General features: G+C 69.0%; 15 protein-coding genes. 7 read left to right on the forward strand and 8 right to left on the reverse strand.

The genetic code is table 11. The features are described from left to right. Window positions 1-623 (forward strand): SDR family NAD(P)-dependent oxidoreductase (locus tag WA805_RS12705; RefSeq protein WP_425242433.1); only part of this gene is annotated, 623 nt, incomplete at its 5' end. A gap of 34 nt (window positions 624-657) precedes the next feature. On the opposite strand, the gene WA805_RS12710 is transcribed toward WA805_RS12705, so the two are convergent. From WA805_RS12710 to WA805_RS12720, 3 genes are read right to left on the reverse strand one after another with little or no spacing between them, the layout of a single operon-like run. Beyond that, window positions 658-1,368, reverse strand: a complete 711-nt coding sequence (locus WA805_RS12710; protein WP_422339575.1) for a haloacid dehalogenase type II — start codon at window positions 1,366-1,368, stop codon at window positions 658-660. Further along, window positions 1,361-1,576, reverse strand: coding sequence for a hypothetical protein (locus tag WA805_RS12715; protein WP_422272051.1), 216 nt, complete (start codon window positions 1,574-1,576; stop codon window positions 1,361-1,363). The genes WA805_RS12710 and WA805_RS12715 overlap by 8 nt, the downstream gene beginning before the upstream one ends. Further along, a complete protein-coding gene (locus WA805_RS12720; protein WP_425242434.1) occupies window positions 1,569-2,222 on the reverse strand; it encodes an RNA polymerase sigma factor in 654 nt (217 codons plus the stop codon). The genes WA805_RS12715 and WA805_RS12720 overlap by 8 nt, the downstream gene beginning before the upstream one ends. A gap of 288 nt (window positions 2,223-2,510) precedes the next feature. On the opposite strand from WA805_RS12720, the gene WA805_RS12725 reads away from it, so the two are divergent. The 3 genes from WA805_RS12725 to WA805_RS12735 all read left to right on the forward strand — a co-directional run bounded on the left by WA805_RS12725 (window position 2,511) and on the right by WA805_RS12735 (window position 3,732). Next, complete coding sequence (locus WA805_RS12725; RefSeq protein ID WP_422337631.1) at window positions 2,511-3,113, forward strand: TetR/AcrR family transcriptional regulator; 603 nt, start codon at window positions 2,511-2,513, stop codon at window positions 3,111-3,113. Window positions 3,114-3,186: 73 nt separating this feature from the next. Beyond that, a complete protein-coding gene (locus WA805_RS12730; RefSeq protein WP_422323199.1) occupies window positions 3,187-3,333 on the forward strand; it encodes a hypothetical protein in 147 nt (48 codons plus the stop codon). Window positions 3,334-3,387: 54 nt separating this feature from the next. Then, on the forward strand, window positions 3,388-3,732 hold the full coding sequence (locus WA805_RS12735) for a YciI family protein (protein WP_422272059.1): 345 nt from the start codon (window positions 3,388-3,390) through the stop codon (window positions 3,730-3,732). A gap of 276 nt (window positions 3,733-4,008) precedes the next feature. On the opposite strand, the gene WA805_RS12740 is transcribed toward WA805_RS12735, so the two are convergent. Continuing rightward, window positions 4,009-4,437, reverse strand: coding sequence for a MarR family winged helix-turn-helix transcriptional regulator (locus WA805_RS12740; protein WP_422272061.1), 429 nt, complete (start codon window positions 4,435-4,437; stop codon window positions 4,009-4,011). A 102-nt stretch (window positions 4,438-4,539) separates the two neighbouring features. On the opposite strand from WA805_RS12740, the gene WA805_RS12745 reads away from it, so the two are divergent. Continuing rightward, window positions 4,540-5,058, forward strand: a complete 519-nt coding sequence (locus WA805_RS12745) for a universal stress protein (protein ID WP_422272063.1) — start codon at window positions 4,540-4,542, stop codon at window positions 5,056-5,058. Between the two features lie 86 nt (window positions 5,059-5,144). Here WA805_RS12745 and WA805_RS12750 read toward each other — a convergent pair whose 3' ends face one another. The 4 genes from WA805_RS12750 to WA805_RS12765 all read right to left on the reverse strand — a co-directional run bounded on the left by WA805_RS12750 (window position 5,145) and on the right by WA805_RS12765 (window position 9,548). Continuing rightward, on the reverse strand, window positions 5,145-5,651 hold the full coding sequence (locus tag WA805_RS12750) for an SRPBCC family protein (RefSeq protein WP_422272065.1): 507 nt from the start codon (window positions 5,649-5,651) through the stop codon (window positions 5,145-5,147). Between the two features lie 120 nt (window positions 5,652-5,771). Then, the gene (locus WA805_RS12755; RefSeq protein WP_425242435.1) at window positions 5,772-6,773 is read right to left on the reverse strand and encodes a hypothetical protein; all 1,002 of its coding nucleotides are present in this window, start codon (window positions 6,771-6,773) and stop codon (window positions 5,772-5,774) included. Between the two features lie 368 nt (window positions 6,774-7,141). Beyond that, entirely contained in the window at window positions 7,142-7,951 is an 810-nt protein-coding gene (locus WA805_RS12760; protein WP_422285768.1) for a GntR family transcriptional regulator, read from the reverse strand. 37 nt (window positions 7,952-7,988) lie between these two features. Next, window positions 7,989-9,548 carry an APC family permease gene (locus tag WA805_RS12765; RefSeq protein ID WP_425242436.1) on the reverse strand — a complete coding sequence of 520 codons (1,560 nt, stop codon included), beginning with the start codon at window positions 9,546-9,548 and terminating at the stop codon, window positions 7,989-7,991. A 136-nt stretch (window positions 9,549-9,684) separates the two neighbouring features. On the opposite strand from WA805_RS12765, the gene WA805_RS12770 reads away from it, so the two are divergent. Together WA805_RS12770 and WA805_RS12775 are read left to right on the forward strand one after the other, a co-directional pair. Beyond that, window positions 9,685-10,653, forward strand: coding sequence for a choline/ethanolamine kinase family protein (locus WA805_RS12770; RefSeq protein WP_422285766.1), 969 nt, complete (start codon window positions 9,685-9,687; stop codon window positions 10,651-10,653). After that, window positions 10,643-12,849: GcvT family protein (locus tag WA805_RS12775; protein ID WP_425242437.1), on the forward strand; the 2,207-nt coding region annotated here is incomplete at its 3' end. The genes WA805_RS12770 and WA805_RS12775, both read left to right, overlap by 11 nt.

The following is a 12,849-nucleotide window of genomic DNA, read 5'->3' on the forward strand; positions in this document are numbered from 1 at the left end:
AACGTGGCGTGCCCGCCGGGCGGGTCAGCGTGCTGCCCGCCGACCTGGCCGACGAGGAAGACCGCGGCCGTGCCGTGGCGGCGGCACTCGCGCCGGGCCGCGTCGACATCCTGGTCAACAACGCCGCCACGGTAGAGCCGCTCGGCCCCACGGACGGCATCAAGGCCGGGGACCTGCGGCTGGCCTTCGAGGTCAACGTGATCGCTCCGGCCGCGCTTACCGCAGCCGTCCTGCCTGGCATGCTGGAGGCCGGCTGGGGCCGGGTCGTCAACGTCTCAAGCGGGATCGTCGCCAACCCGGCAGGCATGGTCCGCGGGAACGCCTATGCCACCACGAAGGCCGCGCTCGAGGCGCACACCGTGAACCTCGCCGCCGAGCTGCGCGGCACCGGGGTCACGGTCAACGCCTACCGGCCGGGCGGGGTCGACACCGCCATGCAGGCCTGGATCCGCCGGCAGGACCCCGAGCACATAGGCTCCGGCCTGCACGAGCGGTTCAACCGGAACTACGCCGAGGGTACCCTGATCACCCCGGAGTACTCGGCCGCCGCGCTGCTCGCCCTCCTGGCCGGCGATGACACCGGGGCCATCTGGGACGTCAGCACCGCGCCAGTCGGCGCCTGATTCCCGGTGGGCTCCGCCGCCCGCCTCCGCGGCTTCAGCCGCCCAGCGCCGCAGGCAAGCGGTCGAGCGCGGGCACGGTGAGGTCCGGCTGGGCGCCGATCGTGTCGAACGGGGCGGCGGAACGGTTTACCCAGACCGTGCGCATCCCCGCCGCACTGGCCCCGACACAGTCGAACGCGTTGCTCGTCACCAGCCGGACCTGCCCGGCCGTCACCGACAGCCGCTCCGCGGCGTGCCGGTACACCAGGGGCGACGGCTTGAACGCGCGGACCTCGTCCACGCTGATCCGCTGGCCGAAGAACTCCCCGAGGCCGCTGTTGTCAAGGCAGTTCCCGATCATCGCCGGGGTCCCGTTGGAGAGCACCGCGAGCTCGTACTTCAGGTCAGCCAGCGCCCGCATCGCGGGGACGGCGTCGGGGAATGGCCGCAGGTGGTCGTACAGCTCGACCAGCCGCTCGGCCTGCCCGTCCGGCAGGCGTCCCCCGACCGAGGCAAGCGCGAAGTCAAGCGCGCGGGCCGTCACCCAGCAGAAGTCCTCGTAACGGCCCATCGCCGTGAGCCGGAAAGAGTACTCCAGCTGCTTGGACCGCCAGAGCCCGGCCGCCTCGCGGCCGTCTGCGTCACCGAGGAGACGGCCGAGCTCGCCGGCGATGGCGATCGGGTCGACCAGCGTCCCGTAAAGGTCGAACGCCAGTACCTCACGGCCGCCCGCGGCGCCTGCTGGATGACCCGTCCTGCTAGCCATTAGTGACGGCCGCGAGGAGACCGGTGAAGTCCTCATTGCACGGGCCGCAGGCCAGCAGGTGGGCCGCGACCCCGGGGTAACGCCTGGCCGCGTCCTCGCCTGCGGCCATCAGGTCGACGTAGACGTGCAGCACGGCCATGGCCTCGTCACAGCCGACGTCGCGCGGGTCGGTCCGCAGGAACCGCTCCAGCCCGTCCAGCTCACTCATCGCCGCTCCACCCCGACTCTTCCAGATAGCCCTTAGCGACCAGCGCACGGCGGATCTTACGCCGCGCGTCGAAAATCACCTTGTAAATCGCGTTCTTCTGCAGGCCAAGCTCGGCGACAAGCGCGTCGCGCGGGATCTGGTCGACCACAACCGCCACGAAGATCCGCCGCTGGTGCGCGGTCAGTTCCTCGTCCACAACCCGGCGCACCTCGGCCAGGATGCCCGCGGCTTCCGCGTGCCGCGCCGGGTCGATCCCGAACCGGTCGGGCAGCCGCTGCCACTGCCCGGCGTCAAGCGCGACCGGCGGGTTGCGCCAGTAGTGCCTGCCGAGCTTGGCCGACACTTCAAGGATGACGAACCGGTACGCCCAGGTGATGAACCTGCTCTCGCCGCGGAAGTCGGCGAGCTTGGCCAGGATCGCAAGCATCGCGTCGCCGGCGGCCTGGTGCGCGACGTCGTCGAGTTCCGGGCCAGTCACCGGGGTGCTGGCCGCCCGGCGCCTGGTCTCGGCCAGCGCGATGCGGACCAGCCGGGCGTGGAGGTCACGCTCGGCCGCCCGCCGCTCCGCGCCCGCGGTGCCCAGGCGGTGCAGCCAGGCCGACGACTCCTCGTCCAGGTCCTCCGCGGGCACCCTGGCACCTTTCACACCGACAGGCTACCGGCGCGGTAGCCAGCTGTGGACTAGCGGGCGGTGTCGGCAGTGGGGCGACGCCGGCGTCGGCTAAGCCCGCGGGCTGCCCCCCAAGCACGCCACGCCCGCCCGCGAGCGCCAGTGACGTCACAGAGAGCACGCGAGCGGCAAAAATGGCGGTGACCGCCGTGGGGCAGCCAGGGGCACAACCCAGGCAGGCCGGCCGTTTCCCGGCCGGCACCCAACCGGTCACCAGGCTAACGGCCTGGACTGTCTGGTACAGTCCGCCGCTAGCATGGGCGTATGCCGGGCGAGCCGATAACCAGGCGCGGGCGCGCCAGCCGGGAGCGGATCGTGGAGCGGGCCGCGGAGTTGTTCGCCGAACGCGGTATCGCCGCCACCAGCGTGGATGAGGTGATTGCCGCTGCCGGGGCGGGCAAGGGCCAGTTCTACCATTATTTCCGCAGCCGGGATGAGCTGGCGGCGGCGGCTGTCGGGTACCGCTGCGCGCAGGTGGTGGCCGCGCTGACCCAGTCCCTCGGCGGCGTGTCGTCGCTGGCCGGGCTGGAGCAGGCGCTGGAGGGATTCATCGCCGGGTTCGAGCAGGCGGGGCTGCCGGGGTGCCCGATCGGGACGCTGGCGACGGAGGTGGCCGGCCGCAACGAGGACGCCCGGCTGCAGGCCGCCGCCGGGTTCGACGCCTGGGAGCAGCTCCTGGCCAGCGCGCTGGAGCGGATGTGCCAGCGCGGGGAACTGCGCGCGGACGCCTCGCCTGCCGTGCTGGCCACGGGGCTGCTGGCCAGCATCGAGGGCGGGATGGTGCTCAGCCAGGCCCGCAAGGACATGGCGTCACTGCGGGTAGCGGTGGAGGCGGGGCTGGCGCGGGTGCGGGCGTGCTTGAGCTGACTCTGTACTAAATCGTCCACTTTCTGATAGCCTCCTGACTGTACCAACCCGTCCAGTCCTGGAGGCCGATCTCGTGCCCGCCCCGCCCGCCTCGCTACTGGCCACCTACGCGGGGCTGCCGCTCGGCGGCCGGGCCGGCGACCTGCTCGGGCGGCGGCCGATGCTCGTTGCGGGCGCCGGAACTGGCCGATTAGCCCTCGTCCGCGGCAGCCCACGTTGACACGCGGCGAACCGCCAGCCGAAATCCTCGAGTCAAGGGAAGTAAGGAGATCCGATGAAGTTCCTGCTTCAGGTCCGCTTCAACGGCGCTGACAAGGTGATCGGCGCGCTCCCCGCCGAGGAGCAAAAGAAGGTGACTGGCGAATTCGAAGCGATTCGCCAGTCTCCGGGCGTGCTCGACGGCAACCAGCTCCAGGCCGCGGGCGAGGCGGCGACGGTCCGCGTGAAGGACGGGACGACGCAGGTGACCGCCGGCCCCGCCGTCAAGGCGGGAAACGAGCTGGACGGGTATTACGTCTACGACACGTCAGGCCTCGACGCGGCGATCGCGTTCGCGGCACGGATCCCGGTCGCCAGGTTCGGCGGGGCCGTCGAGGTGCGGCCGATGCTGGAGCGCTAGCTCGTCGCCGACATCCACGCCGTCTACCAGCAGTGGCGTGACCGCGGGGCTCAGTTCCTGACACCGCCGACCGACCGCGGCCCGGAACTGCGCTGCTACATACGCGATCCCAGACGGCTGCGCATGGCAACGAAGGTACCGAAGACGGGAATCCGCCAAGGTCAACCTGTCGGCGAAGACCAGCGTCGCGCGCGGCCTCGTGACGCGCAACGCCTCGCCCGGCCGCCGCGTCGGCGCCGTCGCGGCATGAACGTCACCAGACGGCCGTTCGCTCGGTCAGGGACGGCCGGTGCTGTCGTTGAACCTCGTGACCAGCTGGGCGAAGGCGGCTACGTCACGGTCGTCCCAGTCGGTCAGCCGCTCGGCGAGACGATCCCGGACGGCCCTCGCGGCTACGTCCAGGTGCTGCCTCCCGGCAGCCGTCAGGGTCAGCACGTAGCCCCGGCGGCCCGGCCGTTCTCCGTCCCGGCGCAGCAGTCCCGCCGAGATCAGCTGCTCAAGCTGGCGGGACAGGGTCGACTTGTCCAGACCGAAATGCGAAGCCAGGTCGGCCGCGCGCATCCCCGGCGTGACGTCGACCCGGGTCAGCAGTGTGTAGGCGACCAGGGACAAGCCTGGATGGAGGTGATCGCCCACATCGCGGGCTCGCCGGGACAGCGTGGTCAGACCCTGGTACAGGTCATCAAGGGCAGCTTCGCGAGCCATTTCCCCTCCATCTTTGAGTTGCAGAATACAACTCCGACGCCTAGAGTTGCAAATACCAACCCTATACGGGCAGGACCGGGCTACCGGGTGAAGGAGCACATCATGAGCACACTCACCACCAATCCCGTGCAGACTGCGGGCACCCTCACCGGAACATCGGACCGGTTGGTGTACGCGATCGTCGGCTTCGACGGGTCAGCCTCGTCGTTGCGCGCCCTGGACGCGGCCGCCTGGCTGCTGAACGACCGGCCCGGCGGCATGGAGATCGTGTACGTGGCGCACCTCCCGGCCATGGCCGCCGCCAGCCGCACCGGCGAGGCCTCCGATGACGTACTGCAAAGCTTCGATGACAACACGCGCGATCTATCCGAGAAGGTCCGCGCTCACCTGCAGGCCTCTCACCTCAGGGGCGCCGCACACCGCTGGCACTTCCAGCGCCGCAACGGCGCGATCGCGGACAACCTGATCGCGGCGGCAGACGAAAAACGCAGCGAGCGCGGGCCTGACGCCGCGGTGATCCTCATCGTCGGCCGGTCCGAGCACGGATACCATCACGACCTCGGCTCTGTCCCCAGCGCCCTGGAACGGCACGTTCACTACCCGGTGATCATCATCCCGTGACACCAAGAGCGGCTGCCAACCCCGCAACGTGCCGTTCGTGCCGGGCGGCGGCGGCGTGAGCGTCCCGTCATGGTGTGCGCCCGCCGCTAGTCCTGGGTGCTTTCGCAGAGGAACTTGAGGCTGATGTTCCACAGATCGTGACCGCGGTGCATGTGGCCGGGATTGGTGCTGGCGAGTCTCCTCGGGTTGGCCCCGGTGCCGGTCTCTTCCATGACCACGTAGGTGCTGCCCTCGTCGCGCGGCTCGAGCAGCCAGGTGTGGTAGGCCAGCCACTGGTCTGTCTCGCCGTACCAGCCGATGCGGGCGGTGGGCTCGAATTCGTGGACGGTGCTGTGGATGTGCGCGCCGAAGGTGATCCAGTCGAACGTCACGCCGGCGCCGAGGAGCCTGCTGGGGGCGTTGACCGTGACGTTGCGGGCGTTGACGTACCAGTCCGGCCAGGCGGCGGCGTGGACGAGGTGCTCCCAGATCTCTGCCGGGGGCGCGGCGATCACGATGTCGTTGTGGGCGAAGAGGTCGGCCTGCTCGGGCACGATGCCCTCCGGCCAGCGAATGTGCGCCGAGCGGTGTTGGATGTCCTCGATGACTGACATGATTGTGCCTCCATCAGGCTTCGCGGATACGGTAATGAACCCTCCGTTCCGAGTGCTGAATCCCGCGATGCCGACCGCACGGCCGGCCTCGGCGAGTACCCGCACCAGCCGGCAACGGGATCAGGGCGATTCGCGGGTCCGGTCCTCCCAGTAGAAGCCGACGACCGTCTTCTCCACGAGGCGAAGGTACCGGTGCACCGAGTTCTGGCTATCCGGCTGCACCCTGTGCTGCTCGATGATGCCACCGTCTACTCCGTCCCACACCGCCCACCAGATTGCCGACGGGACGTACTCCGGGTCGAACTCGACGCGCAGGTCGATGTTATCCACCCGGCGCATGACCGCCCTGCGATACTGACGCTGCTCCGCGGTTACCTCGCCCTGGTAGTGGAATGTGGTTGCGTATTCCAGGGAAAGCGTCTCCCCTGCGGACAGCGTCCTCGCGAGCGGAATGCGGAGCACGTACGGGCCGTCCTTGACCTGGCTGCCGGGGCCTGCAGGCGCCTCGCAGCCGTGGCCGACCCGCAGTGTGAGCGCCGACGTGTCGTAGATGTACGGGATGCTGTCCAACCCGTCGCGGAGCGCCTCGAGCACCTGTATGGTCCGGACCCCGCCAACCCGTCCGTCGGCTCGGGCGAAGGCGTGGTCGTGCAGCGAGACCGTCTGGTGGCCGGGAGGGCCGAGCAAGGCGGCTACCTTATCCGCAGTGTCCGGACGGATTGCCCGGATGCCCGTGAGCATGCGCACTCGGGGGGACCCCTCCCACAGCCGCCACAGTTGATCCTGCTCGGCGGCGGGCAGCGCGAAGGCGTCGATGAACAGGTCGAGGGTCGCCTTGCTGAGCAGCCTGCCGGACAGCGCGCGTGCGGCCGTGTCTTTCAGTTGGCGGGGCAGCAAGTCGCCGTCCCCGCGCCGCCTCGGATGCTGCCACAGATGCCGGGCGAGCACCTCCGCCACGGCGAGTTGGTTGACCTGGCCATGCCGGGTGCGCTCGGCGTACTGCTCCCAGGTGCGCCGAGGCCGGCCGGGCCGCAGAAGGAGTTCACGCAGGTACTCCGCAGCGGCCTGCCGGGCAAGGTCATCGGGGTCAGAGTGCAAGCGATCGAGACCGTGGCTAGCCATAGGCGCCTCTCGGCGGTTCGAGTCGGGCGGTGCGAACTAAGTGCGACATTTAGTCGCTATGGTATTGGCCGCTGGTCCCGTCGAGGGGGTGGGATCAACAGACGAAAATTAGCTAGATGGTCACGGGCGCTGTGCATCCTGCCGCCGAGGCCGCTGGTGTCCGCGCAGCGCCCGCTCGGCTGGACGCAAACCCCTTGTGGGCGTTCCCCCGGGCCGATATCGTGACCGCACGCGGCGGTACCGCGCCACACGGTGCCCCCGTCCGCGGCTGGCTGCTCGCCGCTCGGCTCTCCCCCCCGGCTGAGCGGCAGTGAGCTGCGGTACCGTCGCGCTCTCGGTGTGTGCCGATATTCGCCGTCCCTGGAGACTCAGTCCTCCAGCTCGGAGGTCCAGACCACAACCTTGGTCCGGTCGCCGCGGAACAGGTCACGGGCGTATTCAAGTGGCTCACCGGAACGGGCGTACGCGATGCGCTCGACCAGCATCAGCGGCGCGCCCTCGGGGACCTCGAGCGCTTCGGCCTCACGTACTCGTGCGGTCACCGGTTCCAGGCTCTCCCTGGCACGGTGCGGCCGCAGGCCGTACCTGACCTCGAGCAGCTCATACAGCGAGCCGTCGAGCCGCGAGTCCAGCATGCCGGGAAACCGGTCAGCAGGGAAAAGCGAGCGCTCAAGGACGATCGGCTTGCCGTCGGCGAGCCGGACCCGCTGTACCTCGCACACCAAGTCGTCCTTGCCGATCCTGAGGGCCGCCGCCGCAGCCGGCCCGGCTGGGTGCTCGCTCGCGAACAGCACCCGGGCACCGGCGACCATCCCGTGACGGCGCAGTCGCTCGGAGAACCCTGCCAGGCGCGTCAGGTCCTGCTCCAGCTTGGGCGCGGCGACAAAAGTCCCGCCGTGCCTGCCCACCGCCTTGGTGACCAGGCCGCGGCGGGTCAGCTCGGCAAGCGCGTGCCGCAGGGTCATCCGGCTGACGCCGAACCACGTGGCCAGATCATGCTCGGAGGGCAGCTTGTCGCCGGGGACCAGTGCGCCCGCGGCTATCTCGCTGGCCAGCCAGTCCTCGATCTGAGTGTGCACGGTGGCGCCCGGCCCGCGGACGATCTCGGGTGGCCGCCCCGTGCCGGTCCGCAGCGCGGGGCGAATGCGGCGGCGCCCGGTCCGCGGCGGTGGCGCCATAGCCGAATCTCCCCTGTTGCCAGCCCTCGGACGATGCTTAGCTGTCGGGCTGTGGTACGGCGCTGGCTTCGGCCGTCAGCGGGTCGTCCGGGAACGGCGCGGTCACCTGCGGGAAGGTCTTGTTCCGCCCGACACAGAGATAGTAGATGGCCCCGACCAGCACGATGACGATGGCCACCGTCCACAGGATCGGGATCTTGTTCAGGAAATCCCACCCGAAGGTGAGAAGCCCGCCGGTCTGCTCCGGCTTGGGGTTGCTCGCCGGCCGCGGCCAGGCGAAGTTGACCAGCATCGCCCCGCCGTAGAGCAACGCAATGACATTGACCAGCAGACCCCAGCGGCCGAGCCGGAACGGCGCGCTCGCCTTGGGCCAGCCGCGTGCGCGAGCCCGCATGATCACGAGGTTGCCGAGGAAGTAGCTCAGGTAGATCATGCCGGTCGCCGCGATCGCGATCGTCCCGGCGCCCGAGTACTTGATGAAGGGCACAGCGGCCAGCGCCGCGACCACGATGCAGGTCCAGACCGGCGTGTGCAGGCGGGGCGACACCTTGCCCAGTAGCCCGGAGATGGGCAGCTGGTTGTCGCGTGCCATCCCGAAGCAGAGCCGGATCGTCGCCGCCAGGATGGACAGGCAGCAGACGAAGATGGCCGCGGAGACCACGAACAGGTACAGCGTCGCGAAGCCGGTGGAGAAGTTCGCCTCGATGATCTGCGCGGGCCCGTACCCGTCCTTGACCGCGGTACCCAGATTCGGGATCGCCACGAGCGTGGCCAGCAGGAACACGCCGCCGATGACGAACGCGCCGATGACCGAGTACAGCACCGCCTTGGGCGCGGCCCGGCGCGGGTCGCGGGTCTCCTCGGAGAGAGTGGACGCGGTGTCGAAGCCGTAGATCACGAACAGGCTCATGAACATGGCGGCGAGGAACGAGCTCGGCCCGACGTGGAAGCCCGCGCTGTTGGTCACCACATGGAAGCCCTGGTGGTTGTGGAACGCCAGCAGCACGAGCGCGAACACGAACATGCCGAGGATCTCGAAGATCACGCCAGTGTTGTTGATGACCGCGACGAGCCGTACGCCGTAGATGTTCAGAATCGCGATGACGACCAGCGTGATGAGCGCCACGACCAGCTGGGTGTTCAGGCTGGCGCCGTTCAGTGAATGCCAGCCGAGCCCGTTCAGCGCGGGGATCAGTGCCAGTGGCAGCGTCGCCACGACGGCGGTGACGGTCAGGATGCCGGCGAACAGGTAGATCCAGCCGGTGAACCAGGAGTAGCTCCGGCTCGCGAGGTACTTCGTCCACTGGAAGACCGAGCCGGCCACCGGGAAGTGGCTGGAAACCTCGGCGAAGTTCAGTGCGACGATGAACTGGCCGAGTGCCACGACCGGCCAGGTCCAGATGAATACTCCGCCGAGGGTGGTCAGGCCAAGCGCGAACAGCGTGAAGATGCCGGTCGACGGCGAGATGTAGCTGAAGGCGACAGCGAACGAGCTGAATGGCCCTAGTGAACGCTTGAGTTCCTGCTTGTAGCCGAAGCGAGCCAGGTCGGCGGAGTCCCGCTCTTGCCCGCCGGAGATGTCGGTGTCAGTGCTCATTGAGGGCCTCCCCTTCACAACCGACGGGACTGCCGTTTGGGGCGAAAGCGTACGTCTGCGATAGCAAACTGTCTAGACCTTTTTAGGGACAGAATGGTAAAACCCGTAATAGGTTCAGACAATTAAGGATGCGGAGGTGGTCCGCGCGGAACCCGACGACCTCTTCGACCGGACAGTAAGCCTGGCCCTGCGGCCACGTACGGTGCACGAACTGCCCGGCGGCCTGACCAACCGCAACTACAAGGTGACGACGCCTGACGGCAGCTTTGTCGCCCGCATCTCCGGTGCCGGCAGCGAACTGCTCGCGATCGACAGGGATTGCGAGTACCGGAACTCGGTGGCCGCGGCGGCCGCTGGTGCGGGACCGCCGGTCGTGGAGTACCGCCCGCAGGACAGCATGCTGATCATCGGCTACATCGAGGGGCGCACGCTCGGCAGCGCGGACGTGGCCGAGCCCCGTACGATCACGCGGATCGCACGGGCATGCCGTCGGCTGCACCAGGGCGAGAGGTTCGGCAACGACTTCGACATGTTCGCCATCCAGCGGCGGTACCTGGCGGTGGCACGAACCCGCGGCTTCCGTATCCCGGCCGGATACGAGGACCTGCTGCCGCACTTCGACGCGATCGCGGCAGCACTGACCGCATCGGACCGCGACGGCACGGTTCCGTGCAACAACGACCTGCTGCCCGCCAACCTCATCGACGACGGCGACCGGATCTGGCTGATCGACTATGAGTACTCGGGCAACAACGATGCCTGCTTCGAGCTGGGCAACATCGCGGCCGAGGCTCACCTCGGCGAGGATGGCCTGGTCGCGCTCGTCACCGGCTACTACGGGCGGCCGAGGCCAAGCAAAGTCGCCAGAGCCCGGCTGCTCGGCCTGGCTGGCATGTACGGCTGGACCCTGTGGGGCGCGATCCAGCATGCCGCTAGCCTGATCGAGTTCGACTTCTGGTCCTGGGCGATGGAGCGGTTCGAGGGCGCTGCCGCCGGTTTCACGGCGTCCGGCTTCGGCGGACTGCTCGAGGCCGTCCAGCTTCCCGACTCGGACCACGCCACAGAACCAAGCCAGCACAGGGGATCCTGCCAGCATGACGGCTGAGCCTGCACAGCTGCCCGGCCGCGCCCGGGTCGTCATCATCGGCGGTGGCGTGATCGGCGCCAGCGTCGCGTACCACCTGGCCCTGATGGGCTGGACCGATGTGCTGCTGCTCGAACAGGGGCAGCTGTCATGCGGCACTACCTGGCACGCGGCGGGCCTGGTCGGCCAGCTGCGCGCCACGGAAAACGGCACGCGGCTCGTGCAGTACTCCACCGAGCTGTACGGGAGGCTGGAGGAGGAGACTGGCCTGAGTGCCGGCTTCCGCCGCTGTGGTGGCGTGACCGTCGCCAGAACTCACGATCGCATGGTGCAGCTGCGCCGGACCGCCGCGACCGCCGAGGCCTATCAGCTGGACTGCGAGCTGATCACGCCCGCGCAGGCCCGCGACCGGTACCCGATCATGGCGGTCGACGACATCGTCGGGGCGATCTGGCTGCCAGGCGACGGCAGGGCGAATCCCACGGACCTGACCGCGGCGCTGGCCCGCGGCGCCCGCGACCGGGGCGTGCTGATCCGCGAGCGGGTCCGGGTGACCGGCATCCGCACGCGAGCCGGCGCCGTTACCGGGGTTCATACCGACCGGGGCGACATCGAGGCAGAGATAGTCGTCAACTGCGCCGGCCAGTGGGCCAAGCAGGTCGGCGCGATGTGCGGGGTAACGGTGCCGCTGCATTCCGCCGAGCACTTCTACGTGGTAACCGAGCGGATCGACGGGGCGCACCGGGACCTGCCGGTACTGCGCGACCCGGACGGCTACACCTACTTCAAGGAAGAAGTCGGCGGGCTGGTCGTCGGCGGATTCGAGCCGGAGGCCAAGCCATGGGTCGCCCCTGACGAGCTGCCCTACCCGTTCGAGTTCCGGCTGCTCGACGAGGACTGGGACCACTTCGCGATCCTCATGGACAGCGCGATAGCGCGGATACCCGTGCTCGCCGAGACCGGCATCAAGAAGTTCTACAACGGCCCGGAGAGCTTCACCCCCGACAACCAGTTCATTCTCGGTGAGGCGCCAGAACTGCGGAACTTCTTCGTGGGGGCAGGCTTCAACTCCGTGGGCATCGCGTCCGCGGGCGGCGCCGGGCGGGCGCTGGCGGAGTGGATCATCGAGGGTGAGCCGAGCCTCGACCTGTCCGCGGTGGACATCCGGCGCTTCGCCCGGTTCAACGGCAACAACCAGTGGCTGCATGACCGGGTCAGCGAGGTTCTGGGCCTGCATTACGCCGTCCCCTGGCCGAACCGCGAGCTAGCCACCGCTCGGCCGTTCCGGCGCTCTCCGGCGTATCACCTGCTCAAGCAGGCCAACGCCTGCTTCGGCAGCCGGATGGGCTGGGAGCGCGCGAATTACTTCGCCCCGCCGGGCCAGGATGCCGCCATCGAGTACGGCTGGGGCCAGCAGAGCTGGCAGCCCTGGTCCAGTGCCGAGCAGCGGGCCGCCCGCGGCAGCGTCGCCCTGTTCGATCAGACGAGCTTCTCCAAGTACCTGGTCACCGGCCGGGACGCCGAGCAGGCGCTGCAGTGGCTGTGCACGGCCGACGTCGGGGTCGAGCCTGGCCGCACCGTCTATACCGGGATGCTGAACGCGCGCGGCACCTATGAGGCCGACATCACCGTCACCAGGCTGAGCGCCCATGAGTTCCTGCTGGTCAGCAGCGCGGCCAGCACCGAGCGCGACAAGCACCACATCACCAGGCGGATGCCAGCCCGCTGCCACGCCTCGCTCGCCGACGTCACCTCCGCCTACGCCGTCTACGGCGTGATGGGGCCACGATCCCGCGAACTGCTGTCCCGGCTTTCCCGCAGCGACTTCAGCGACAAAGCCTTCCCGTTCAGCACCAGCCGCGAGATCGACCTCGGCTACGCCACGGTCCGCGCGACCAGGATCACCTACGTGGGCGAGCTCGGCTGGGAGCTGTACGTCCCGGCAGAATTCGCGGTGGGAGCCTACGAGGACCTGATGGACGCCGGCGCCGGCCTCGGCCTTGTGAACGCGGGCTATTACGCCATCGAGTCGATGCGGCTGGAGAAGGCCTACCGTGCCTTCGGCCGAGAACTGACCGCGGACTACAACCCGGTCGAGGCAGGCCTGACGTTCGCGTGCAAGCTCAACACGGACATCTCGTTCCTCGGCCGGGAGCCGGTCGAGAAAGCACGGGCCGACGGCCCTCGGCGCAGGCTGGTCTCGCTGGTACTGCCCGA

Origin of the sequence: Trebonia sp., assembly GCF_049794275.1 — a bacterium.
Lineage (GTDB): Bacteria > Actinomycetota > Actinomycetes > Streptosporangiales > Streptosporangiaceae > Trebonia.